This is a genomic window from Aminobacter sp. MSH1 (genome assembly GCF_003071665.1).
GTDB lineage: Bacteria > Pseudomonadota > Alphaproteobacteria > Rhizobiales > Rhizobiaceae > Aminobacter > Aminobacter niigataensis.
On the sequence record NZ_CP026265.1, the window covers coordinates 3,492,832 to 3,516,281 of the forward strand.

Annotated in this window: 19 protein-coding genes; 8 read left to right on the top strand and 11 right to left on the bottom strand. The window is 63.4% G+C overall.

The genetic code is table 11. The features are described from left to right. Window positions 1-55 precede the first annotated feature (55 nt). Window positions 56-682 (top strand): invasion associated locus B family protein, encoded by a 627-nt coding sequence (locus CO731_RS17340; protein ID WP_108609895.1) that lies wholly within the window; start codon window positions 56-58, stop codon window positions 680-682. Window positions 683-757: 75 nt separating this feature from the next. Here CO731_RS17340 and hspQ read toward each other — a convergent pair whose 3' ends face one another. Beyond that, window positions 758-1,081, bottom strand: a complete 324-nt coding sequence (gene hspQ / locus CO731_RS17345; RefSeq protein ID WP_055977660.1) for a heat shock protein HspQ — start codon at window positions 1,079-1,081, stop codon at window positions 758-760. Window positions 1,082-1,350: 269 nt separating this feature from the next. On the opposite strand from hspQ, the gene CO731_RS17350 reads away from it, so the two are divergent. Further along, window positions 1,351-2,313: an AEC family transporter gene (locus CO731_RS17350; RefSeq protein WP_108608090.1), complete on the top strand. Its 963-nt coding sequence runs from the start codon at window positions 1,351-1,353 to the stop codon at window positions 2,311-2,313. Window positions 2,314-2,318: 5 nt separating this feature from the next. Here CO731_RS17350 and CO731_RS17355 read toward each other — a convergent pair whose 3' ends face one another. Further along, window positions 2,319-3,548: a UbiH/UbiF family hydroxylase gene (locus tag CO731_RS17355; protein WP_108608091.1), complete on the bottom strand. Its 1,230-nt coding sequence runs from the start codon at window positions 3,546-3,548 to the stop codon at window positions 2,319-2,321. Window positions 3,549-3,933: 385 nt separating this feature from the next. On the opposite strand from CO731_RS17355, the gene pcsA reads away from it, so the two are divergent. The 6 genes from pcsA to CO731_RS17385 all read left to right on the top strand — a co-directional run bounded on the left by pcsA (window position 3,934) and on the right by CO731_RS17385 (window position 10,526). Next, complete coding sequence (gene pcsA, locus CO731_RS17360) at window positions 3,934-4,674, top strand: phosphatidylcholine synthase (protein WP_108609896.1); 741 nt, start codon at window positions 3,934-3,936, stop codon at window positions 4,672-4,674. A gap of 4 nt (window positions 4,675-4,678) precedes the next feature. Continuing rightward, the gene (locus CO731_RS17365) at window positions 4,679-5,656 is read left to right on the top strand and encodes a quinone oxidoreductase (protein ID WP_108608092.1); all 978 of its coding nucleotides are present in this window, start codon (window positions 4,679-4,681) and stop codon (window positions 5,654-5,656) included. A 102-nt stretch (window positions 5,657-5,758) separates the two neighbouring features. Beyond that, the gene (locus CO731_RS17370; RefSeq protein ID WP_108608093.1) at window positions 5,759-7,336 is read left to right on the top strand and encodes an ABC transporter ATP-binding protein; all 1,578 of its coding nucleotides are present in this window, start codon (window positions 5,759-5,761) and stop codon (window positions 7,334-7,336) included. Next, window positions 7,336-8,436, top strand: a complete 1,101-nt coding sequence (locus tag CO731_RS17375; RefSeq protein WP_108608094.1) for an ABC transporter permease — start codon at window positions 7,336-7,338, stop codon at window positions 8,434-8,436. The genes CO731_RS17370 and CO731_RS17375 overlap by 1 nt, the downstream gene beginning before the upstream one ends. Then, entirely contained in the window at window positions 8,429-9,343 is a 915-nt protein-coding gene (locus CO731_RS17380; RefSeq protein WP_108608095.1) for an ABC transporter permease, read from the top strand. The genes CO731_RS17375 and CO731_RS17380 overlap by 8 nt, the downstream gene beginning before the upstream one ends. Window positions 9,344-9,455: 112 nt before the next feature. Beyond that, window positions 9,456-10,526 carry a BMP family ABC transporter substrate-binding protein gene (locus CO731_RS17385; RefSeq protein WP_108608096.1) on the top strand — a complete coding sequence of 357 codons (1,071 nt, stop codon included), beginning with the start codon at window positions 9,456-9,458 and terminating at the stop codon, window positions 10,524-10,526. Between the two features lie 119 nt (window positions 10,527-10,645). Here CO731_RS17385 and rimO read toward each other — a convergent pair whose 3' ends face one another. From rimO to tssL, 9 genes are all read right to left on the bottom strand, one after another. After that, complete coding sequence (gene rimO / locus CO731_RS17390) at window positions 10,646-11,962, bottom strand: 30S ribosomal protein S12 methylthiotransferase RimO (RefSeq protein WP_108608097.1); 1,317 nt, start codon at window positions 11,960-11,962, stop codon at window positions 10,646-10,648. A gap of 198 nt (window positions 11,963-12,160) precedes the next feature. Next, the gene (locus tag CO731_RS17395) at window positions 12,161-12,856 is read right to left on the bottom strand and encodes a TerC family protein (RefSeq protein ID WP_108608098.1); all 696 of its coding nucleotides are present in this window, start codon (window positions 12,854-12,856) and stop codon (window positions 12,161-12,163) included. Between the two features lie 198 nt (window positions 12,857-13,054). After that, window positions 13,055-13,399, bottom strand: coding sequence for a hypothetical protein (locus CO731_RS17400; protein WP_159091652.1), 345 nt, complete (start codon window positions 13,397-13,399; stop codon window positions 13,055-13,057). A gap of 58 nt (window positions 13,400-13,457) precedes the next feature. After that, complete coding sequence (locus CO731_RS17405; RefSeq protein WP_108608100.1) at window positions 13,458-14,492, bottom strand: hypothetical protein; 1,035 nt, start codon at window positions 14,490-14,492, stop codon at window positions 13,458-13,460. A gap of 133 nt (window positions 14,493-14,625) precedes the next feature. Continuing rightward, window positions 14,626-16,983: a M23 family metallopeptidase gene (locus CO731_RS17410; protein WP_108608101.1), complete on the bottom strand. Its 2,358-nt coding sequence runs from the start codon at window positions 16,981-16,983 to the stop codon at window positions 14,626-14,628. Next, a complete protein-coding gene (locus tag CO731_RS17415) occupies window positions 16,980-17,387 on the bottom strand; it encodes a DUF1036 domain-containing protein (protein WP_108608102.1) in 408 nt (135 codons plus the stop codon). Before CO731_RS17415 ends, CO731_RS17410 begins: the two co-directional genes overlap by 4 nt. 55 nt (window positions 17,388-17,442) lie before the next feature. Beyond that, window positions 17,443-18,210, bottom strand: a complete 768-nt coding sequence (locus CO731_RS17420) for a protein phosphatase 2C domain-containing protein (RefSeq protein WP_108608103.1) — start codon at window positions 18,208-18,210, stop codon at window positions 17,443-17,445. A 122-nt stretch (window positions 18,211-18,332) separates the two neighbouring features. After that, a complete protein-coding gene (gene tssM, locus CO731_RS17425; RefSeq protein ID WP_108608104.1) occupies window positions 18,333-21,851 on the bottom strand; it encodes a type VI secretion system membrane subunit TssM in 3,519 nt (1,172 codons plus the stop codon). A 28-nt stretch (window positions 21,852-21,879) separates the two neighbouring features. Further along, window positions 21,880-23,385 (bottom strand): type VI secretion system protein TssL, long form, encoded by a 1,506-nt coding sequence (gene tssL, locus CO731_RS17430; RefSeq protein ID WP_108608105.1) that lies wholly within the window; start codon window positions 23,383-23,385, stop codon window positions 21,880-21,882. Between the last annotated feature and the right edge of the window lie 65 nt (window positions 23,386-23,450).

Here is a 23,450-nt window from a genome sequence, read left to right on the forward strand (position 1 = left end):
GCGTCGACACACGGCTTGGGCCGGTTCCGGGATTGTTTGAGAGGAATTCATGAAGATGACGAGCCAGAAATTCGACGGTCTCCGTCTGTCGGCCTTGGCGGCTGGCGTTGCCGGTGTGCTGGCTTCGGGCCTGTCGCCTGCTGCCGCACAGCAGCAGCAGATCCCGCAGGGCTGGTTCAAGGCCTGTTCCAAGCAGGCTGACGTGGACATCTGCAACGTGCAGAACATCCTGACCGCCAGCAACGGCCAGCTGGTTACCGGCATCTCGATGATCGAGCTCAAGGGCAAGGTCAACCGCAAGGTCTTCCAGGTCACCGTTCCGAGCGGCCGCCTCGTGCCTCCCGGCATCGGCCTGCAGGTCGACGGCGGCAAGGCGCAGAAGCTCGAATACGTGATCTGCTTCCCCGACCGTTGCGTTGCTGAGACCGCACTTTCCGACCAGCTCGTGGCGTCCTTCAAGAAGGGCACCGAACTGACGCTGACTTCGGTCAACTTCCAGAACCAGCCGAACCCGATCAAGGTTTCGCTGTCGGGCTTCACCGGCGCCTTTGACGGCGAGCCGATGAAGCAGTCGGACCTTGAGGACCGCCAGAAGAAGCTCCAGGAATTCGTATCGAAGAACAACCAGGACTTCGCCAAGAAGCTCAAGGAAGAGCAGGACAAGGCCAAGACGGCCAACTGATCGATCTTCCGATCCGGATATGAAAAAAGCGGGGCCGATTGCCCCGCTTTTTTGTTTTAGATCAATGATTTGAATTCAGTGGCTGATGCGGGCCTTGGGGGCGTAGCGTCCGTCCGACGTCTTGTCGAAATATTCGCCGACCTGCGGGTGGCGGACGGGTTCGCCGGAACTGTCTTCGAGCAGGTTCTGCTCGGAGACATAGGCGACGTATTCAGTCTCGGCGTTTTCAGCCAGCAGATGATAGAAAGGCTGGTCGCGCCTGGGGCGCACGGCTGCGGGGATCGCGTCGTACCATTCCTCGGTATTGGCGAATTCGGGGTCGACATCGAAGATGACACCTCGGAACGGGAACACCCGGTGGCGCACCACCTGTCCGATCGAGAACTTTGCCGTCTTCATGCCGATCACCGTACGCTACGCAATGCCAGTCGAATCACTTTTGTTTTCAAACGCTTAGAGCCAAGTTCCCGCTGAAGGCACCGTGCTGTCGCGGAGAGTGTACCATCATTCATCCTTATTTGGCGCGGCAAGGCAGCCATTTCAATGGCATAGCGGCTTGACGGACGGCAAAGCCGCACGATACCGGCACGCTGACAATGCTCCGTTGCGTACCCTGACCGACAGGCAAGGGCGCGTGTTTTCCAGCCCTGCGAAGCGGGAACGTGCCCATGTCTGACGTGATCGGTTTGGTCCTGCCGTTCTTCGGCCTGATCTTCATGGGCTTCCTGGTGGCGCGGATCACGAGGCAGCCGCTCGAAGCGCTCGGCTGGATGACGACCTTCATCGTCTATGTCGCGCTGCCGGCACTGTTTTTCCAGCTGCTTGCCAAGACGCCGTTCGAGCAACTCACGGAATGGGGCTACATATCAGGCGCGGTGTTTTCGACCTTCGTCATCTTCGCGGTGATGTTTATGGCGTCCTACATCAAGGGGCGAGGCGAGATCGCCGAATCGACGATCAAGGGCCTAGCCTCGGCCTACGGCAATATCGGCTATATGGGGCCAGGGCTTGCGTTGCTGGCCTTCGGCGAGGAGGCGGCGGTGCCGGTGGCGCTGATCTTCTGCTTCGAGAACATCATGCATTTCACCATCGCGCCGATGATGATGGCACTGGCCGGCGACGAGCCGCGCGCGCCGATGAGCGTCGCGCTGGACGTGGTCAAGAAGATCGCCTTCCACCCGTTCATCATCGCCACGGCGGTGGGGGTGCTTGCGGCCTATGTCGAGTTCCGGCCGCCGCTGCCGGTCGAGAGATTCCTCGAATATCTGTCGCGGGCGGCAGCCCCTTGCGCGCTGTTTGCGATGGGCGTGACGCTGGCGCTCCGGCCGCTCAAGCGGGTACCGCACGAGATGGTACCGATCGCTCTGCTCAAGCTGATCGTTCACCCGCTGCTGTGCTACGTCGTGCTGAGCTGGATCGGCAATTTCTCGCCGGTATGGCTGTTTTCGGCGGTGCTGCTGGCAGCCCTGCCGACTGCGACCAACGTCTTTGTCATCGCCCAGCAATATGGCGTGTGGGTCGAGCGGGCGTCGGCCAGCGTGCTGGTGACGACATGCGCTTCGGTGCTGACGGTCACCGGCCTGCTCTACATGATCCAGCACGGCATACTTCCGCCGGATCTTTTTCCTTAAAGACGCTATTCCGTCGAGATGTCGCGCGGGCGGCGCGGCGAACGCAGGCTGGATGCGATCGACGAAAAGCCGCTGCCCGGGCGAAGGCCCTCGCGCATGAAGAAGGCGCGCAGCGGCGAGAACCCGCCGAGAAAATTGAGCCCTGCGCTGCGGGCGAGCTGCGCCGGCAACATGTCCGACAGCAGCGACCTGTTGAGCAGGTTGACCGCGCTGGTGCGGGCAAGAATGTCGGGCCGGCGTGCCGAGTCGTAGGCGGCAAGCGCTGCCGGTGCGCCCGGGTCAGCGGCATGTTTCAACGCCATTTCAACAAGTTGGTCGACATCCCTAATGCCGAGATTGAGGCCCTGGGCGCCGATCGGCGGAAACACGTGCGCGGCCTCACCGACGAGGGCGATGCGGTTCTGGGCAAAGCGCTGGGGCAACGAGGTCGAGAGCGGGTAGATCTGGCGGCCACCCTCGACGGTGACGCGGCCGAGCATCGATTGCATCTGGTGTTCGACACGCAGCGACAGTGCCGCGTCGTCGAGATCGGCGAACTGCTTTGCCGTCTCGGGCCGCAGCACCCAGACGAGGCTGGAGCGACGGCCGGGCAGCGGTACCTGGGTGAACGGGCCGGTTTCGGTGTGGAATTCGGTCGAGGTGAAGGCATGGTCGCGGCTGTGGGCGAAGTTCAGCACCAGGGCTGCCTGCGGCAGCGTGCGTGCGGTTGCCGAAATGCCCGCCGCCTGGCGCGCCGGTGAGTTTCGTCCGTCTGCGGCGACCGCCAGCGGTGCAACTACCGTCGTGCCATCCGAAAGCGCTGCCGTGACGTGGTGCGGTTCGGTCGTCCAGTTCTCGACCAGGGCCCGGCGCCATTCTATGCCTGGATGTGCCTCGACCGACTGCTGCAGAACGGCATTGAGGACGCGGTTCTGGAAGTTGAAGCCGAAATGCTCCTCATCTATCTCGCCCGCGCGGAACGTGACGATCGGGCTGCGGACCAGCCGTGAGGTGCCATCGATGATGCGCATGACCTTGAGCGGTGCGGCGTCCGCTTCAAGGGCGTCGAGAACGCCGAGGCGGGTGAGGAACTTGAGCGCGGGGACCATCAGGGCCGTGGTACGTCCGTCGTCGGCGCGCGCCGGCGGTCCGGCAAGCACGACGCCGAAACCGGCTTCGGCAAAAGCGAGCGCCGATATCAGGCCAACCGGGCCGGTGCCAGCCACCAGAATGCTGGTTTTCGTGTCGACGCTCATCTGCCGCCGTCCATGCTTGCGAGGTGCCGAATGCGCACCTTCATCATCCCGGTATAAGGCAGGCACAAGCCATTGATCAACGCGGCGTTTCATCCCATTCGACCGGGCGCGCGGCTTTCCGTTGCGTCACTATGGCCCGATTATTGTTCATCTTTTCATGAAGTTGTGCCGAACTTCCCCGTGCACGCCATCAACTCTGCTTTCGGCTTGTCTGGGAAGCGGCGCTGCTATTAAGTGCCGGATGAAAGGGAGTTTGCCGATGCCAAACAGGATTGCGCCATGAAGGAAGAATTCATGTCCTCCTGCCGCAGCAGTTCTCCCGCACATGCTTGTCTTGCGGCTTCGTTCATCCGGCCCATTTCTGCAAACTCGATTGGCGGCAACCGTGAAGCCTAAGAAAGTCACCTGGCCGCAAGCGCGCGCCTTTTCGGTACATCTGCTCACCGCATCGGGCTCTTTCCTGGCCTTTCTGTCGCTGGTCGCGGCAAGCGAGGAGCGCTGGACGGCGATGTTCTGGTGGCTGGGGCTGGCGCTGTTCGTCGACGGCATCGACGGGCCGATCGCGCGCAAGCTCGAGGTCAAGGAAATCCTGCCGACATGGTCGGGCGAATTGCTCGACAACATCATCGACTACGTGACCTACGTGCTCATTCCGGCCTTCGCGCTGTACCAGAGCGGCTTCATGGGCGAGGGCCTGTCGTTCCTGTCGGGCGCGATCATCGTCGTATCGAGCGCGATCTACTATGCCGACACAGGCATGAAGACGAAGGAGAACTTCTTCAAGGGCTTCCCCGTCGTCTGGAACATGGTGGTGTTCACCTTGTTCGTCATCGAACCGGGGCAGTGGGTCTCGTTCGCGGTCGTCGTCATCGCCGGCATCCTGACCTTCGTGCCGATGAACTTCCTGCATCCGGTGCGCGTCGTGCGGCTGAGAAACATCAACCTGCCGATCACGCTGATCTGGTGCGCCTTCGGGGCCATCGCCCTGGCGCAGGCGATGCATGCCAGCGACTGGGTCAAGATCGGCATCGCCGTCAGCGGCATCTACCTGTTCTTCATCGGCGGCGTGATGCAGTTCTTCCCCAGGCTCGGCGCCAAGCCGGGTTTCGACGCAGAGAAGGACTGACGCCATGCCGAAAGCCCTGCGAGTCCATGCCCATGGCGGCCCCGAGGCGCTGGTCTACGAAGAGGCCGAGGCCGGCCACCCCGGTGCGGGCCAGGTCCTGATCCGGCACACCGCGATCGGCCTCAATTTCATCGACGTCTATTTCCGCACCGGGCTCTATCCGGCGCCGAACGGCATGCCGGTGATCCCAGGTGGCGAGGCGGCCGGCGTCGTGCTGGAACTCGGCGAGGGCGTCGAAGGCCTCAAGGTCGGCGATCGTGTCGCCTATGCCGTGCCGACCGGAGCCTATTGCGAAGAACGGGTGATTGCCGCCGACAGGCTGGTCAAGGTGCCCGACGGCATCAGCGACGAGCAGGCCGCGGCGATGATGCTGAAAGGCATGACGGCGGAATACCTGTTGCTGCGCACCTTCAAGGTGAAGGCAGGCGACACCGTGCTCTATCACGCTGCCGCAGGCGGCGTCGGGCTGATCCTCGGGCAATGGGCCAGGCATCTTGGCGCAACGGTGATTGGCACTGTGGGCTCGGACGAAAAGGGCGAGCTCGCCAGGGCGCATGGCTTCGACCATGTCATCAACTATCGCGACCAGGATTTTGTCGCCGAAGTGGCCAGGATCACCGGCGGCCAGAAATGCGATGTGGTTTATGACTCCGTCGGCAACGACACATTTCCCGGTTCGCTCGACTGCCTGCGGCCGCTGGGAACCTTCGTCAGCTTCGGCCAGTCGTCGGGACCGATCCCGCCATTCAGCATCTCGCTGCTGGCGCAGAAGGGCTCGCTCTATGCAACGCGCCCGACCCTTTTCGCCTACAATGCGAAGCGCGAAGATCTGGTCCGCTCGGCCGAGGCGCTGTTCGATGTGGTGCTCAACGGAGCGGTCGAAATCAGGATCAACCAGCGTTATGCGCTACGCGACGCTGCCCTGGCACATGCCGATCTCGAAGGCCGGAAGACCACCGGAACAACGGTACTTATTCCTTGAATTGTTGCTGGAATCCTTGAAGCTCTTTCAACTTGTGACATGCTTTGCGCCGGGAGCAGGACGCGCCTACCATGCTCCCGGGAACATAAAAAAGAACTGACAATGGGAGGCGTTGTGGACACAACCCCTTTAGCCAATGGTCGGAACCTACTTGAGGTTCGCGGCCTGACGAAGATATTCGGCACGCTGAAGGCGTGCGACCAGGTTGACCTGACCATCGCCAAGGGCGAAATCCATGCCCTGCTCGGTGAAAACGGCGCCGGCAAGTCGACCCTGGTGAAGATGCTGTTCGGCTCGCTGGAGCCCAATGCGGGCGAAATCCACTGGAACGGCCAGCCCGCCAGGATCACCAGCCCGGGCGTTGCCAAGAAGCTCGGCATCGGCATGGTCTTCCAGCATTTTTCGCTGTTCGAAGCGCTGACGGCTGCCGAAAACATTGCCCTTTCGCTGGCCGACGACACGCCGATCAGCACGATTGCCGCCAAGGCGCGCGCACTGTCCTACAGCTACGGTCTGCCGCTCGATCCGGAATCGCTGGTCGGCGACCTGTCGGTCGGCGAACGCCAGCGCATCGAGATCATCCGCTGCCTGCTGCAGACGCCGGATCTGATCATTCTCGACGAGCCAACCTCGGTGCTGACACCACAGGAAGCCGACAAGCTGTTCGAGACCCTTGAGAGACTGCGCGCAGAAGGCAAATCCATCCTCTACATCTCGCACCGGCTGGACGAGGTGAGGCGGCTTTGCGATAGCGCGACGATCATGCGCCACGGCAAGGTGGTGGGACATTGCAACCCACGGCTGGAGACGCCGTCCTCGCTGGCGCGGATGATGGTCGGCACCGAGGTGAAGAACGCCGAGCGCACCACGGCTGCGGTTCGCGGCGAAGAGCTGCTCAGCATCTGCGGCATGAGCCGCAAGCCGGCCGGGCCGTTCTCGATGCCGCTCAAAAACATCTGGCTGAGCGTCGCCGGCGGCGAGGTCATCGGCATTGCCGGCGTTGCCGGCAACGGGCAGGGCGAATTGTTCGAGGCGATTTCGGGCGAGGCACTGCAAGAAAGCGCCGACGCGATCCGCATTCGCGGCAAGTCGGCCGGGCGCATGGGCATTTCGGCGCGGCGCCTGCTGGGTGCTGCCTTCGTGCCCGAAGAGCGCCTGGGCCACGGTGCGGCACCGCGCATGCGGTTGTCGGAAAACCTCCTGCTGTCGCGCCACACCACCGACGGCAAGGTTTTTGTCGGCACAGGCGGCATGGTCAAGTCGGGCGCGATCCAGAAGGCGGCGCAGCGCATCATCACGGCGATGGACGTGCGCAAGAGCGCGCCCGATCCAGAGGCTGCGGCACTGTCCGGTGGCAATCTGCAGAAATTCATCATCGGCCGCGAGCTCGACCGCAACCCCGCCGTGATGGTGGTGAACCAGCCGACATGGGGCGTCGATGCCGGTGCCGCGGCGCGCATCCGCCAGGCGCTGATCGAGCTTGCGCGCGCCGGATCGGCGGTGCTGGTCATCAGCCAGGATCTCGACGAGCTTTTCGAGATCTCCGACTCGATCGCCGTCATGCACAATGGCGAGTTGTCGAAGCCGATACCGATCGCCGAAGCCACCCTTGAACGCGTCGGCCTGTTGATGGGGGGCGCCGAACCCGGCCATCTCGATCCTGCGAAAGAGGTGGCGTGATGCGCATCGAACTCGTCAAACGCCCCGAACGCTCGCAGCTGTTTGCCGCCTTTTCGCCCTTCATCGCGCTTGGGCTGACGCTGATTGCCGGCGCGATCATGTTCACGGTGCTCGGCAAGGACCCCGTCGAGGCGCTGTATTACTATTTCATCGACCCGCTGCGCGAGGTCTGGTCGCTGCACGAGCTGGCGGTCAAGGCGGCACCGCTGATCCTGATCGCTGTCGGGCTGTCGATCTGTTTCCTGTCCAACAACTGGAACATCGGCGCCGAGGGCCAGTTCATCATGGGCGCCATAGCCGGCTCGATCCTGCCGGTCATGTTTCCGGCGTTCCAGTCGTGGATCGTCCTGCCGCTGATGCTGCTCATGGGCATCGCAGGTGGCGCGGCCTATGGCGCCATTCCGGCCTATCTCAAGGTCCGCTTCAACACCAACGAGATCCTGACCAGCCTGATGCTGGTCTACGTCGCGCAATTGTTCCTCGACTGGATGGTGCGCGGTCCCTGGCGCAATCCTGAGGGCATGAACTTTCCCGAGACGCGAACTTTCAGCCCGAGTGCGGTCCTGCCCGAGATCTGGTCGGCGTCCGGCCGCGCGAACTGGGGTTTCGTCTTCGCCATCGTTGCAGCTGTCGCGCTGTGGTTCATGCTGTCGCGCACACTGAGGGGCTTCGAAGTGCAAGTGCTCGGGCAGAGCCCGCGCGCCGGCAAGTTCGCAGGATTCTCCCAGTCGCGCATGGTGTTCTTCGCTTTCCTGGTTGCCGGTGGCCTTGCCGGCCTGGCCGGCATTTCGGAAGTATCCGGTGCGATCGGCCAGCTCAGGCCGACGATCTCGCCCGGTTACGGCTTTGCCGCGATCATCGTCGCCTTCCTCGGACGCCTGAACCCGCTCGGCATCATCGCCGCGGGGCTGGTGCTGGCACTGTCCTATCTCGGCGGCGAAGCGGCGCAGATCTCGATCGGCGTATCGGACAAGGTGGTGCGCGCTTTCCAGGGCATGCTGCTGTTCTTCGTGCTCGCCTGCGACACACTCATCCTTTATCGCGTCCGCTTTGTCGGCTCCTCCGCTGCAAAGACCGTGGAGGCCACCCAAAATGTTTGAAGGTATCCTGATTACGATTGCGACAGCGGCGACCCCGCTGCTGATCGCCTCCGTCGGCGAACTGGTGGTCGAACGCTCCGGCGTGCTCAACCTCGGCGTCGAAGGCATGATGGTGATGGGCGCCGTGACCGGTTTCGGCGTGGCGCTGGCCACTGGCTCGCCATGGCTCGGCGTGCTCGCCGCGATCATCGTCGGCGCGCTGTTTTCGCTGCTGTTCGGCTTCCTGACACTGACGCTGGTGACCAACCAGGTGGCGACCGGCCTTGCGCTGACGCTCCTCGGTCTCGGTCTTTCCGGCATGCTTGGCGAGAGTTTTGTCGGCCAGCCGGGCGTGAAGATGGACTACATCTACATCCCCGTGCTGACCGACCTGCCGCTGGTCGGCAAGCTGTTCTTCGGCCAGGATCCGCTGTTCTATGTGTCGCTGCTGCTCACCGCCGGCGTCGCGTACTTCCTGTTCCGCACGCGGGCAGGGCTTACGCTGCGCTCGATCGGCGACAACCACACCTCGGCACACGCGCTCGGCATCAACGTCATAGGCATCCGCTACCTCGCGGTGATGTTCGGCGGCGCATGCGCGGGTTTGGCCGGTGCCTATCTGTCGCTCGTCTACACGCCGCAATGGATCGAGAACATGACGGCAGGCCGCGGCTGGATCGCGCTGGCACTCGTCGTGTTCGCCTCCTGGCGGCCGTGGCGGGTGCTGGCCGGTGCCTATCTGTTCGGAGCAGTATCGATCGGCCAGTTGCATGCCCAGGCCCTGGGCATCGGCGTACCTTCGCAACTGCTTTCTTCGCTACCCTATCTGGCTACTATCGTTGTACTTGTTCTAATCTCGCGCAACAGGCGACTGACGATGGTAAACACTCCGGCTTCATTGGGGCGGCCGTTTGTGCCAGATCGCTAAGGACATGATGTCGACTCGCGGCCGCCCAGCGGTGCTCGAGGGAAGATCATGTCTCTGGGACTATAAAAAGGATGGGATAGTGCCCCGGGCAACCAGTAAGAGGAACAACAGTATGAAGAAGACAATTCTGTCATTGGCCGCGGCCGCAGCCGTGATGTCGTTCGGCACAATGGCGGCTGAAGCCAAGGTCAAGGCCTGCTGGGTCTATGTCGGCCCGATCGGCGACTTCGGCTATTCCTACCAGCACCACCAGGGCCTGCTGCAGGCCAAGGAGAAGTTCGGCGACGAGCTCGAGACAGCATATCTCGAAAGCGTGCCGGAAGGTGCGGACGCCGAGCGCGCCATCGAACGCTTCGCACGCTCGGGCTGCAACATCATCTTTGCAACCTCCTTCGGCTTCATGGACCCGACCAACAAGGTCGCCGGCAAGTTCCCGGACGTAAAGTTCGAGCATGCCACCGGCTACAAGCGCGAGCATCCGAACGTCGCGACCTACAACTCGAAGTTCCATGAAGGCCGCTACGTGCAGGGCGTGATCGCCGCCAAGGAATCGAAGGCCGGTGTCGCCGGCTACATCGCTTCCTTCCCGATCCCGGAAGTGGTGATGGGCATCAATGCCTTCATGCTCGGCGCGCAGTCGGTCAATCCTGACTTCAAGGTCAAGGTCGTGTGGGCCAACACCTGGTTCGACGCTGGCAAGGAAGCAGACGCCGCCAAGGCGCTGATCGACCAGGGCGTCGACATCATCACCCAGCACACCGACTCGACCGCCCCGATGCAGGTTGCGACCGAGCGCGGCATCAAGGCGTTCGGCCAGGCTTCGGACATGATCAAGTTCGGCCCGACCACCCAGCTGACTTCGATCGTCGACGATTGGGGCCCGTACTATATCGAGCGCATCCAGGAGGTCGTCGACGGCACCTGGAAGCAGAGCGACATCTGGGGCGGCATGAAGGAAGGGCACGTCGTGATGGCGGCCTACGCCAACATGTCCGATGAAGCGAAGAAGCTGGCCGAAGAAACCGAAGCGAAGATCAAGTCGGGCGCTTTCAACCCCTTCACCGGTCCTGTGACCAAGCAGGACGGAACCGAGTGGCTGAAGGCCGGCGAAGTGGCTGAGGATGGCGTGCTGCTCGGCATGAACTTCTACGTCAAGGGCGTCGACGACAAGCTGCCGCAGTAAGCAGATCGATCGTTGCGGGGGCGCCTGTGGCGTCTCCAAAAAAGAACCCCCGGTCTATGCCGGGGGTTTTTTTGTTGCATTGGCATTGGGGCGTCGCCGCCCTGCCGGATGTGCGCCGATCAGACGGCCGAGCCGTAGAGGTCGTAAGCATCGGCACGGTCGATCTTGACGGTGACGATGTCGCCAACGCGCAGCGGGCGGCGCGACTGGATATGCACCGAGCCGTCGATCTCGGGCGCGTCGTATTTGGTGCGGCCCTTGGCCGAAGTTCCGTTCGCCTCGTCGATGATGACGGGCAGGCGCTTGCCGACCTTCCTGGCCTGCTGGGCGGCCGAAATCTTCTGCTGCCGCTGCATGAAGCGATGCCAACGGGCCTCCTTGACCTCTTCCGGCACCTGGTCGAGGCCGAGGTCGTTGGAACGCGCGCCGCTGACCGGCTCGTATTTGAAGCAGCCGGCACGGTCGATCTTCGCCTCGTCGATCCAGTCGAGCAGCATCTCGAAATCTTCCTCGGTCTCGCCGGGGAAACCGACGATGAAGGTCGAGCGGATGGCAAGATCGGGGCAGACATCGCGCCAGCCGCGGATGCGCTCCAGCGCCTTCTCGCCATGGGCGGGGCGGCGCATGTTCTTCAGCACCTGCGGCGAGGCGTGCTGGAAGGGAATGTCGAGGTAGGGCAGGATCTTGCCCTCGGCCATCAGCGGAATGACGTCGGCGACATGTGGGTAGGGATAGACGTAGTGCATGCGCACCCAGATGCCGAGCTCGCCGAGTTCCTGCGACAGGTCGCGGAATTTCGCGCGGACCTCACGGTCCTTCCAAGGGCTGGTCGCATATTTGATGTCGATGCCGTAGGCGCTGGTGTCCTGGGAGATGACCAGCAGTTCCTTGACGCCCGCGTTGGCGAGCTTTTCCGCCTCGCGGAGCACGTCGCCGGCCGGGCGCGAGACCAGGTCGCCGCGCAGGTCTGGAATGATGCAGAAGGTGCAGCGGTTGTTGCAACCCTCTGAAATCTTCAGATAGGCGTAGTGGCGCGGAGTGAGCTTGACGCCCTGCGGCGGCAGCAGGTCGGTGAACGGGTCGTGCGCGGGCGGCGCTGCCTCGTGGACGGCCGTCATGACGCTCTCATAGGCCTGCGGGCCGGTGATGGCGAACACGTTGGGGTGCTTTTCGCGGATCAGTTCCGGCGTCGCGCCCATGCAGCCGGTGACGATGACCTTGCCGTTCTCCTTCATCGCCGTGCCGATGGCGTCGAGCGACTCGGTGCGCGCGGAATCGAGGAAGCCGCAGGTGTTGACCACGACGAGGTCGGCGCCGTCATGCTTGCGGGCGATTTCGTAGCCTTCGGCGCGGAGCTGCGTGAGGATGCGTTCGGAATCGACAAGCGCCTTTGGGCAACCGAGGCTGACAAAGCTGACGCGGGGTGCTGCGGTCATAAACGGGTTCCAATGGATACGGGCCGCAACCCTTGAGGGCCGGCCCGGAAGTCTTGAATTTTCTCGATCTGTCGGCTCTGAAAAGAGCTCAATTCGGGCGGCGCAATAGCACAAATCGGCGCCCAAGCAAACTGGCTGATGGCCACATGCAAGAAAGGGCCGGATTGTTCCGGCCCTTTTTCGTCAATCGTGTCAGCCTCAGTGGGCAGGGGCGCTATGTCCGCCGAACCATTGGCTCAGGAAGCCAAACTGCTCCGGGAACTGGTCGACAGCACCGTCGAGCAGCATCTTCAATGCGACGTAGAGGATGATGACCAGGCCGATATAGGCGATCCAGCGATATTTGTGCAGCAGGCGGGCGACGAAGGAGGCGGCGAAGCCCATCAGCGCGATCGACAGGGCGAGGCCGATGATCAGGACGGTCGGATGGTCCATGGCCGCGCCGGCAACGGCGAGCACGTTGTCGAGCGACATCGACACGTCGGCGATGACGATCTGCCAGGCGGCCTGTGCGAAGGTCTTGCGCGGACCCTTGCCGGCGATCTTGCCGTCCCTATCGTAGTCGGCATCCGACAGCGCTTCGGTGGCTTCATGTTCCTGTTCGTGGCTGACGCTCAGTTCGCGCCACATCTTCCAGCAGACCCATAGCAGCAGCAGGCCGCCGGCGATGAGCAACATCGGGCCGATGGCCAGGAGCCATTGGGTGATGAGCGCGAAACCGATGCGGAGCACGGTCGCAGCGGCGATGCCGACGAGGATGGCCTTCTTGCGCTGATCGGCGGGCAGTCCCGCGGCGGCAAGGCCGATGACGATGGCATTGTCGCCAGCAAGCACGAGGTCGATAGCAATGACCTGCAGAAGGGCCGTGAAGCCTGCAGCAGTGAATATCTCCATCGGGCGGGACCTTCTCCATTCAGTTCCAGCGACTGGAGGTGGGCTATAACGGTCGATGCTTGCTCGTCAACCGGCTATGGCGGTGTTTGCGCGAAATACGCAAAAACCGGGGCTTTGCTGACGCCAGCCTGACGAAAAGGGGGTGTAAATCATCGGTTCAGCGGACTGAGCGCGGACATGGCCGGCCCGTGAAAGCGGTTATTCGCAGGCGTATCTGACACGCCCGGTCGGACCGGTGATGGCACGGCAAGACATCGGCTTGGCGCTGCCCGCGGCACTCTCGGAAGCGCGGCGCGGCGCACGTGTCACCGGGCGCGGGCCGGGCTGCTGGGTAACGAAGCGGATCTCGGGACCGGCCGGGAAAGACGCGGCTTGCGAGCCTTCGCTGGCAGCGCGCCTGGCGTCGTCGTCCTGCCAGAAGCGCCTGGAGTCCATCGGCTTGGGAATGATGACAGTTCCGTCGGACGAGCGGCTGCAGCCGCCGACCGTCGTGGCTGAAAGACATAGGGCAAGCGCGGGCGCCAATTTCCAACTTAAACTCATGCGAGTTCTATATCGCGGTCGGCGGCGGCGATAAAGTACTTGCAATCAAGCCGTTGTGCTAATTCGCAAAATTCTTCCGCGACAGCAAAGTGGGCATGTGAAAGCAGGCGAGGGGCTGTTCTTCATTGGTAACCACCAGCAACTCGCCCGAAGCGTCGATATCGAGCCCTTTCGGGCCGCCTTCTTCTGGATTGTGGCGCCCTTTTTGAAAGGTTTGGTCGTCAATGACCCTGAAAGAAAGCACAGGCGCATATTCGCCGGACCAGCCGTTACCGGCACGGCGGTAGACATGCACATAAGGCGAGCCAGCGTCGGCGACATAGATCATGGTGCCGTCCGGCGAAAATCTGAGGCCATGGGGGTAGCCGACGCCGGAAAGCGTAGCGACATGAGCCGACCGGCGATCGAGCCGCTTTCGGTTGTCGAACAGAAGCACTGAATGCGTCATGTGGTTGCTGATGGCGATCCATGCCTTGTCAGGGCTGATTGCGATGCCATCGGGGACATCAAGCCCTTGCTCCAAAAGGATGGAGTTTCGCGGTAGCGACCAGCCACTACCGAGCCTGACGACGTGTCTCGTGACCCGGTGCTTGTAGTTGTTGCATACGAGAAGTTCGCATCGTCCATTGCCCATGGCCGACACGCATACGGAGCCTGGCGTGGAAATACGTCGGCTGAGGCCAGCGCGACGGACGACACGCGACGGCGATAAATCGTGGACGCGCTGCGACCCTGAACCGGCAGGCAGATCGAAAATGGTGACTGCACCACCGCGGTTGGCCACCACCAGTGTCCGATTGTCGATGAAATCGAAACCATGCGGATCCTTGAGGTCGGGCGAATGCAGCTCGAAATAGTCCCTGACGTGCAGGATCGGCTTGCCGGCAGAGCGGACGATCTCGATGTCGAACAGCAGGCACATGCTCCTGCCGAAGCCAGCGAGCGCGAGGCGCCGGAAATCAGGTGAAAAACGCAGGTCTTCCGTTCGGCCGAGGCGCGCGATGACCTGCCTGACATGCTCCGCCACCACGAATTCAAGGTCGGCAGGCCTGTCGTCAACGATGATCGTGCGGTTGGGGACGGCGATATTCATGTGCGGCGGTCCAAAGCCGGTCCTTGCCACGATGATGGCGGACGGCGCGATTGCTCGGCGCTACAAATCATGACTGCGGGAGTCGTGACAAGGTGTGTCGCATCAGCAATTGCTGAAATGCGAGCCGCAGCGATCACAGCGTGGTTTCCACCGACGTCAGGGCCTTGGCGATCGCCTGCTTGTACCTCTCGAATTCGGGGGACGTCTGCTTCACTTCTCGTGTGGTCGTAGGCGCAGACGGCTGCGTCGCGATCGCCGGTGCACGGCCGGTCATCTTCTTTTCGGCCCAGGCAACGACATAGCTTGCGTTCTTGCCAGTCAGAAACGGATTGGCCTTGATGACGACCGCTCCAAGGACGTCGGCAATCATTGCGTCGCCAGACGCCGACAGGATCTGATGCGCGCCTTCCATACCAAGGAAGTGGCACAGGTAGAGCCGCCCGGCGGTGATCTGGTGGCCCCGCTGCTTGAGATAGGATTCGCCCTCGCGGGCGAGGTTGCGCACCATTTCGCGCGAGATCGTCGGGTCGAAGCGCAATTCGAGCAGTTCGGCAGTCGACAAGGTGCTGGCCAGGTCGGGCCGGTAAGTGTTCATCATCCTGATCCAGGTCTTGGAGATGAATTGCCCCAGGCCTGTCGCCGACGATAGCGGGTTCTTGGCGCGGGCGCTGCCGCCGCTTTCGACGTGGATGATGCGGTTGGTCAGCACCTCGATGGCTGAATCGTCCGAGGAAGCCGTGACGACGGTGGTCGCGGCCACGGTGACGGTGACCGTGCCGAGCGGATCGATGGCCTGGCCGTCCTGGTAGAGCTCGAAATGCAGATGCGGGCCGGTCGAAAGGCCCGTGGTACCGATATAGCCGATGACATCACCTGCCTTGACGGTGGTTCCGACGCTGATGCCGTCAGCGAAACGCTGCATGTGGGCATATCGGGTTTCGCGATTATTGGCGTGAGTGATGCGGATGAGATTGCCATAACCCTTGCCATCGCCCTCGAACGCCACCTGGCCGTCGAAAGCTGCGGCGATCGGCGTGCCGATGGGCGCTGCCCAGTCGACGCCCTTGTGGATGCGGACCGTCTTCAGGATCGGATGCTTGCGTGGCCCGAAGGTCGACGTCATGACGCCATTGACCGGCGTGACCATGCCATTCGTTGTCGCCAGAGAGCGAACCTGGTCGTCACCGCTGACGCACGAGAACTGACCGTCGCTCTGCAGGAAGACGAAGCACTCGAGCTTCTTGTCGGTGCCGTGAACGCCGACATACAGCACGCGGCCGGCGAGACCGTCCTTGCCGCGCGCCGTTTGCGAATAGAGCAGGACCAGCCGCTGATCTTCGGTCGCAAAGGCGTTCAGGTCCTGGCCGCGCGACAGGTACATGATCGCTTCGCCGAGCACCCCGGTGGGGACATTGTTACGGGCGGCTGTCGAATAAATGGCGTCGAGCAGGCGGTACTGGCGCTTCTGCGCTCCTGCCTGCGGTGCGCCGGAATAGTTGAACAGGTCGTCGCGCACCCACGGGTCGACACCGGAGGCGAACTGGCCGGCCGCATTGCGGGCGAGCGTGCCTATGAACCTGTTCATGGCGTAGACCGAAACCTGCATCAGCGCCATTGCGGGCGCGCCACGTCGTGGCCTGAAGCCGCGCAGGGCGACGACATAGCCGGGTTCGAGGTTTTCCAGCTTGAAGAGCGCCTTCAGGGCGTCGCTTGCCAGCCTGGCTTCGGCTGCGGGGAAGCGTGCTTCAAGGGCCACGCTTTCAAGAGTGCGGTTGGTGAGGATCTTGACGAAGATGTCTTCTGTCGCCTCGAACCGCTCGGGCTCCGGTGTCACGGTTGCCACGCTGGTGTTGTTTTCGACGGCGGTCTTCTCGAATTCGGGCAGGGCAGCTTCGCCCTGGTCGATGGTTTCGCCCCAGCCCGCGCCGAGATCGGCTGCGTCATCTCCCTCGGGCTCGATCTCATCGAGATCGGTCGCCGAGGGTGGTGCAGGCTGGATATCCACTTGCTGCCCTGCAGCAGGCTCGGTCACCGCGCGCTGCGCCTGGAAAAAGGCAAAGTCTTCCTGCGTCGACGGGATGGCAGTCATGAAGCGTTCGCTGGAACTCAGCATGGTGTCGGAGAGGTATTCGATACTGGGCGAGATACCGTCCTCGACGAGGTCGAGAGGACGCGTCATGGAACGGCGCTTGGTCTCGCCTCCGGCCTCGTGCGCCAGGTTGATCCACATCGGATCGCCGGCGAGGTCGACAATGGCTGGCACATAGATGGCGGCGTCCGGCGGGACTGCGTCCACGTCCTCGGTCGGCGCGAGATCGCCCTCATATTCGCCTGGCAGCCAGTAGCTGGAGGTGAAGTAGGCGGCCGAAGCAATGGCGAGCAACAAGACGATGCCCGCCGCGACCGTTACCTTGAACTGGCGTTCACGCTTGCGCCGCGCCAATCGCTCCTGCTTCTGCAGCTTGAAGCTGGCATCGATGCCGTGCGTCATGGCGAGCGCCCGGTGAGAAAGAAGGTCCAGCGCGCCTGGTCGAGCGTGTCGACCTCAAAGAACCGTGCGGCGATGTGGCCGCGCTGCCAACACTCCTCGATGCCGCGCACGGTGAAGCGCTTGCGCTCGACACACATGTCGGTCGAGCCGCTCAGGATCGCGTTGCCGAAGACATCCGTGGCGTAGATGTAGACGTAGCGGTTGGAGAGTTCGTCGCGGATGACATTGACGCACTGGTTGGCACCGATGGTCCACCAGCCGTCGGTCTGGAAGGCCCTCTCTACCTCCTGGCCGACGGCAAGATTGACGACGTCGAGGGTCTGATTGCAGACGGTGAACTCAGCGCGGGCCTCGGCGGGCGCGAACAGCAGCGACAACGCCGCCACGCATACGGCGGCAAGCATCACGCGAGCCGCCGTGGCGGCGCGCTCGAAAATGGTCGCGTCGTGTCGCCGGCCTCTATCGGCCTCCCGCCAAAATTTCAGATGATGCACTGTCGGTCGCGCCCCGAATCCGCACTAGCACAATGGTGACGTTGTCCGTTCCGCCGCGCGACAGCACCTTCGCGAGCAGGTCCTCGCAGGCGGCCTGCGGCGTCGCCGACGCCACCGAAGCCTCGATCTCGGCATCGGTGACGTGCGCGGTGAGACCGTCGGTGCCCAGCACGAAGACATCGCCGGGGCGGATTTCGCCCTGGCGGAAATCGACTGCGATATCGTCGCTGACGCCGATGGCCCGGGTGATGACATTGCGCCGCGGCCAGGTGCGCGCCTCGGCTTCGGTTATCGCGCCGCGGTCGAGCAGTTCCTGCACCTCGGTATGATCGCGAGAGACCTGGGAGAGCTTGCCGTCACGCACCAGGTAGACGCGGCTGTCGCCCAGCCACAGGCAGGCGAACTTGCCGTCCATGACCAGCAGGGCGGCGACGGTGGAGCCGATGGTCGCACCACGCTGGTCCGAAATGTCGCGGATGTCGGAATGCGCCTTGCGCAGACGGTCCTCGAAACGCGCGCGCAGGTCAGGCGCGGAACTGGCGATGCCGATCGTTGCGAGATGCTCGATGATACTAGCCGAGGCGACTTCGCCGGCATCGTGGCCGCCCATGCCGTCGGCGACAACCCACAGGCCGCTGCGCGGCTCCATCAGGTAGCTGTCTTCATTGATCTGGCGGACGCAGCCCTTGTGGCTTACGCCAAAGCTTTCGAAGGGGAGGGCAACATTGCTCAATGGCCTCAAGCGCTTCTCGAGCGCCCCTCTGCGTTGCGTGGAAACGCTCGCGCCGGCCAGTCTGCCACAGGGCCGGGCATTAGAGTATCGAAATCAACATGGCGGCGTGCCGTTGCGCCGGGTCAAAGGCCTTTCGGACAGGTGAAGCCGGAGAAAGCAGGGAGCGCAAATGGATTGCCCGGCGGATTGACCTGGACCGTGTAGGCGACGTCGCGGCCCCCGATGACGAAACGCAGCTCAAGCTTGTCGCCGTTGAGGGTGGAGGTGCCGGCATCGAGCAGACGCTTGAGGGCCCATGGCCCCTCGAACCTGAGGGCGGAGTCGCGCCCGGGCAGTTCCGGCGTCAGGCTGAGATTGGCGGAGCCGGCGGTCTGGCTGCCGGGCCAGGTGACGGTGCCGGGGCTGCTGCCATTCTGATAGCTTTGCACGACCTGGCCATTGACGTCGAGCAACGCCATGTCGGCGTCGCCATGCAGTGAAAATGGCGTGAAGGTGATATTCACCGCCGGCGTCGATCCGCCAAGCGGGAAGAACGCGTCGCGGATCTCTGCGGCCAGCTGGAACTGCTTCAATGTCGATTTCGACAGACCACGGCCGAGGCGGGACTCCTGCTTCCATTGCCATTCCTGCCCCGACATGTCGGCGAACGAGGCCAGATTCTGCGCGAAGAAGCGGTCGAGGACGCCGCTGGGCGCGAAAAGGCGGGAAAAATCGGCGATGGGCACATCCTGCGCACCGCCACCGCCGAACGGATAGCGGTTCGCGATCGCTTCCTCGCACGGACCGCTGACGGTCTGCTCGAGCATCTGGCCGAGTTGTGCCAGCGAGGTTTCGGCAACGTCGCCTTCGAAATCGTCGGCTGCGGCATGCACCATGCGCGCCAGCGTCTTCGGCAGGCGGGAGGCATTTGCGCGGAGGTTGGAAATCTGCAGCTGGAGGTTGGCATTGACGCGGTCGCCACGGGCAGGGGCGGCGGCCGATACCGTGAGGTTCTGATAGATGGCGTGGAAATTCTGGATCAGCGCATCGATGGGCCGTTGACCGGGACGACCGTCGACCAGAAGCTGGAACGGACGGAACTGGGCCTCGATATTGGCGCCCGGCACCAGCGTCGGCGTGTTGGCAAAGGCGGCTCCGGCCCGGCTGCTCGATTTGCGGCCAGCGAGTTCGATGCCGATGCGGGCGAGCCCGTCGGCGCGTTCGTCGACCTCCGCCACAACGGCGCCGGTGGCGCGGGTCAGGGCGGTTTCCCTGGCAATCCCTTCGAAAAGCTGTGAAAGCGGCGAACTGGGCGACCCGGCTGCGGAAAGAGCCAGATATTCGGGTTTGTCCCCCGACATGGGCTTGAACTTCAGCCTGTCGAGCGCCTCGTTCCATGTTCGCGCAAAGTCGTTGCTGTAGCGTTCGAGCAATTCGGGACCGAGCCTGAGCAGCTCCTGCTCGACATCGCCTTGTTCCGCGCCTGCCCCAAGCACCCACTGGTCATCGGCCAGTTTTTGCGCGATGCCGGCCAGTTGGTCGAGGTAGAAATCGTTGAAACCGGCGTAGCTGTAGAGGCCCGGGATACGAAGGCTGGACAGATCGCTGCCGTCGATTGGCTCGAAAATGAGTTTCGCTTCCGGTCCGCCTCTCGCGGCTACGGAAAAATCGGTGAGCGCGGCAGCCGAAATGGCAGACGAAATCAGGGCTGAAGCGCGGTCGGCAACCGTCATGCGGCCAAGCGCGCGCTGGGCTGCCTCGACAACGGAGCGGTCGAGCTCAATCGATGGGTCGAACTCGTCGTCGAGCGCCAGCATGGCGCGCAGGTGCTTTTCGAGAATGAGGCGGCCCTCGCGATTTTGCGGCCCGGGATAGCGGTTGCGCTCCCAGTCGGCTTTCATCCATGCAACGATCTGGCCGTCGTCGGTCCCAGGTGCCTTGCCGCCGAGCATGAGGTAGATCTTGAGTGCTTCGTAGAGCGCCGTCGGATCGCTCATCCGCGCTTCCAGCACTTGTTCCAGGCGCAGCAGCAGCCGTGGCCGAAGCATCCTTTCCAACGCCAACCGATAGGCAGCGGCAGTTGCCGAATGGAGACGCGGGCGCTGGCTCATGCCCAACATTTCCGGTGCCGGCGTCGGCTCGTCGCGGCTTTCGTAGCCGGCAGGCAGATTGCGGACCTCCTCCAGGGCATCGATGACGTTTTCGAGGTCTGTGTCGGCCACCGCGTCGGCCGTCAGCAGCGCGCTGGCCGATGAACGATAGTTTTCGGCAGCCTGGTCGGTGGCTGCGATCAGGGTCTTGTTGGCGGTGTAGCTGACCGCCATGGCCGCGAGCCCAGCGGTTGCCAGCAAGGCAATGGCGCCGAGTCCGGCATAGCGCGAGAACCTGGCGCGCCGGTCGGCGGCATCGTCGTGGGAGACCCATCCGGCTTCGGCGAAAATGACCTTGGCAAGCAGATCGTGCAGGAAGAAGCTCTTCCCCGTGCCCGACATCTGGCTGGTCGAGGCGGTGCCGAAGCTGCGTCCCATGGCGCCGAGCACGCGATCGATAGGCGTGCCCTCCTGGGTGCCGGAGGAAAAATAGAAGCCGCGCAGCACGGCATTCGACTGCCGGGCTGCCGGATCGAATACACGTTCGAGAAAATCCGTGATGCGTTGCCGCAGCGAGCCGAACTGCGCGACAAAGCCGGCCGTTGAAATGCGCGCGAGCGGATCCGACTGCTCCTGGAGCCGGTCCGGGAGCTCTTCCGACAGGCGCTGCACGAGCGCGTCGAATTCGGCCGGCGCTTCGCCGACCATCGGTTTGCGATATTCCTGGGCCTGGAACGTGGCGCCCCAGACGATGCGCCGCCGGTCTTCGTCGAAAGCGCCGAAATATTCCATGAAGCCAGCGACCAGATCGGCCTTGGTGAACAGGACGTAGATCGGATACCTGATCTTCAGCACCTCGCTGATTTCCTGCAGGCGGTTGCCGATCTCGATGGCGTGCGCGCCGGCTTCCTGATCGCCAGGCGCCAGCAGATCGGAGAGGCTGATGGCCACGATCACGCCGTTGATCGGCTGCCGGCCACGGTGCTTCTTGAGCAGGGACAGGAATGCCAGCCAGTCCTTCCGGTCGCCTTCGGCATCCGAGTCCTGCGTCGTATAACGCCCGGCGGTGTCGATCAGGACCGCCTCGTCGGTGAACCACCAGTCGCAGTTTCGGGTGCCGCCGACGCCGGGGACCGGCTGCGCCGTTCCGGAGACGGCGAGGGGGAACTTGAGGCCGGAGTTGACCAGCGCGGTGGTCTTGCCCGCACCTGGCGGGCCGATGATGACATACCATGGCACTTCGTAGAGGAAGTTGCGCCTGCCGCTGGCACGCTTGAGCGTGGCGATGGCCTTGAGCATCCCGGTTTCGAGCAGCCCGGCATCGCCGCCGAAAGCGCCACCGCCCACAGCCGCCGCTTCGAGCGCCCGTTGGGCCCTGCGCGCATGCAGCGCGCGCAGCAGGTAGATGCCAGTAATCGCGATCACGATCACGCCGATGACGACCAGCCGCAGCCAGTCGGCAGAAAACGGCCGGCTGCCGTCGAGGACAATCAGCGGCCCGCCAAACCACACGGCCGCGCAGAGGCCCGCCAGCGCTAGCAGGCCGATGATCCGCCACAGCCAGGCCGTCATGGGCTCCACCGGAAATAGCCGCCGCCGTTCATGGCGTCTCCTCGCGCCGGAGCATGATGTCGACGCGGCGGTTCATTGCCCGTCCGTCCGGGGTGGCGTTGTCGGCGATTGGCTGATCTTCGCCCTTGCCCTCGGGGGTGAGCCGGGATGCATCGCCAAGTCCTGGCGCCAGCGCCTTGGCCACCGTCTCGGCACGAGCAACCGAAAGGTCGTAGTTGGACTTGAACGTGCCCGACTGGCGCGGCTTGACGTTGTCGGTGTGGCCGACGACCCTGATGGCGCCTGGTTCGGCCGCCAGCACAGCCGCAATGCGGCCCGCCAGCGGAGTGAATTCCGGCTTCGTTTCGGCCTTGCCGGTGTCGAAGAGCAGCGCACTGTTGATCTCGACGGCAATGTACACGCCCTTGACCTCGACGCTCAGGACGCCGCTCTGCATGTCTTGTGCAAGCGCCGAACGGATGCGTTCGATCTGCGCACCCGTCGCCACCGGCGCTACGGGGGCCACCGGCGCGGCTGGCGCGACTGGTTGCGGCTCTACGGCCATCGGCACGAAATCCGTGCGCTGGATCGCGATCTGCGTCGTAGGCGTAAGAGCCAGGAGCTTGGCGGCGAGCGCCTCGCCCTGGCTGGTGATGTCGCCGCGCATCCAGAAGAACGCGCCGGTGACCAACGCCAGTCCGGCAGCGGCGATCACCCATAGCGGCAGACGGGTCGGACGTTTTCCCGCCATGGCAGCCATGCCTTGCCAGTGCGGAGAAATATCGTCGTCGGAGCGCGGCCGGAAGTAGCGCAATGCGGCGTAGACGTCCTGGCGGACGGTCTCCAGGCCTTCGCCTGCTGCGCTGCGGAAAGGTCCCTGGAAGCCGAGCGACAGGCAGGCGTGCATGAGCTCGAGCAGGTCGCAGCGCTCCGCCGGGTCGGCCAGGACCGAATTGAGAGCCTCGAAGAAACCGTTTCCCGGAGCCTCAATGCCATAATATTGCTTCAACAGGCTGTGTGGTGCCCAGCCTTCCTGGCCGATCCCGGGCAGGTTGGCGATGACATCGTCGGCGGTTTCGCAAAGCTCGTATCTGGCGATGTGGACGTCCTCTTCGGCGACGCCTGCATCAGTTGCTTTCCATTCGAACTCGTCGATGCATGTTGCGACATGCTGGGCCAACGAAACCGCATCGACCTCGATGCTCGTCGATCGGAGATGGCCGAGCAACATCAGCAGCGGTGCCGCAGCCGCCATGATGGGGTTCGAGGCGACAAACCGGAGACTGTCCACGGCATCGATCAGCGCGTCCTGGGAGATGCCCGATCGCGCCGGCGGTTTCTCCTGCTTTGCGTCATGTCGCGCCGTGTCCGGTTTCTGATCGCCGAACGGCACGCCCTGATAGATCACCGTACCGGCAGGGGGGGCAGCGTCCGCAGTGTAGATGATCGTCGGGTTGGGAGCGGAGCCGGGCTGATCCGGCCTTGGCGCGCGGCGCGGCGATCCGCGAATAACGGTTCTGCCGTCGGAGCCGGAAGGATCGTCCTTCGAACTCATCGCCGATCACCCGTGGTTCGCGCGGCGCCCGTCCGCATGCCAGCAGGCGCCTCCTGTCAAACAGC

Bases quoted from the DNA above. Each gene is read 5' to 3' on its own strand.
- CO731_RS17340 (WP_108609895.1), top strand. From the start codon at position 56: ATGACGAGCCAGAAATTCGACGGTCTCCGTCTGTCGGCCTTGGCGGCT.
- hspQ (WP_055977660.1), bottom strand. From the start codon at position 1,081: ATGAAGACGGCAAAGTTCTCGATCGGACAGGTGGTGCGCCACCGGGTG.
- CO731_RS17350 (WP_108608090.1), top strand. From the start codon at position 1,351: ATGTCTGACGTGATCGGTTTGGTCCTGCCGTTCTTCGGCCTGATCTTC.
- CO731_RS17355 (WP_108608091.1), bottom strand. From the start codon at position 3,548: ATGAGCGTCGACACGAAAACCAGCATTCTGGTGGCTGGCACCGGCCCG.
- CO731_RS17365 (WP_108608092.1), top strand. From the start codon at position 4,679: ATGCCGAAAGCCCTGCGAGTCCATGCCCATGGCGGCCCCGAGGCGCTG.
- CO731_RS17370 (WP_108608093.1), top strand. From the start codon at position 5,759: ATGGGAGGCGTTGTGGACACAACCCCTTTAGCCAATGGTCGGAACCTA.
- CO731_RS17375 (WP_108608094.1), top strand. From the start codon at position 7,336: ATGCGCATCGAACTCGTCAAACGCCCCGAACGCTCGCAGCTGTTTGCC.
- CO731_RS17380 (WP_108608095.1), top strand. From the start codon at position 8,429: ATGTTTGAAGGTATCCTGATTACGATTGCGACAGCGGCGACCCCGCTG.
- CO731_RS17385 (WP_108608096.1), top strand. From the start codon at position 9,456: ATGAAGAAGACAATTCTGTCATTGGCCGCGGCCGCAGCCGTGATGTCG.
- rimO (WP_108608097.1), bottom strand. From the start codon at position 11,962: ATGACCGCAGCACCCCGCGTCAGCTTTGTCAGCCTCGGTTGCCCAAAG.
- CO731_RS17395 (WP_108608098.1), bottom strand. From the start codon at position 12,856: ATGGAGATATTCACTGCTGCAGGCTTCACGGCCCTTCTGCAGGTCATT.
- CO731_RS17400 (WP_159091652.1), bottom strand. From the start codon at position 13,399: ATGAGTTTAAGTTGGAAATTGGCGCCCGCGCTTGCCCTATGTCTTTCA.
- CO731_RS17405 (WP_108608100.1), bottom strand. From the start codon at position 14,492: ATGAATATCGCCGTCCCCAACCGCACGATCATCGTTGACGACAGGCCT.
- CO731_RS17410 (WP_108608101.1), bottom strand. From the start codon at position 16,983: ATGACGCACGGCATCGATGCCAGCTTCAAGCTGCAGAAGCAGGAGCGA.
- CO731_RS17415 (WP_108608102.1), bottom strand. From the start codon at position 17,387: ATGCTTGCCGCCGTATGCGTGGCGGCGTTGTCGCTGCTGTTCGCGCCC.
- tssM (WP_108608104.1), bottom strand. From the start codon at position 21,851: ATGACGGCCTGGCTGTGGCGGATCATCGGCCTGCTAGCGCTGGCGGGC.
- tssL (WP_108608105.1), bottom strand. From the start codon at position 23,385: ATGAGTTCGAAGGACGATCCTTCCGGCTCCGACGGCAGAACCGTTATT.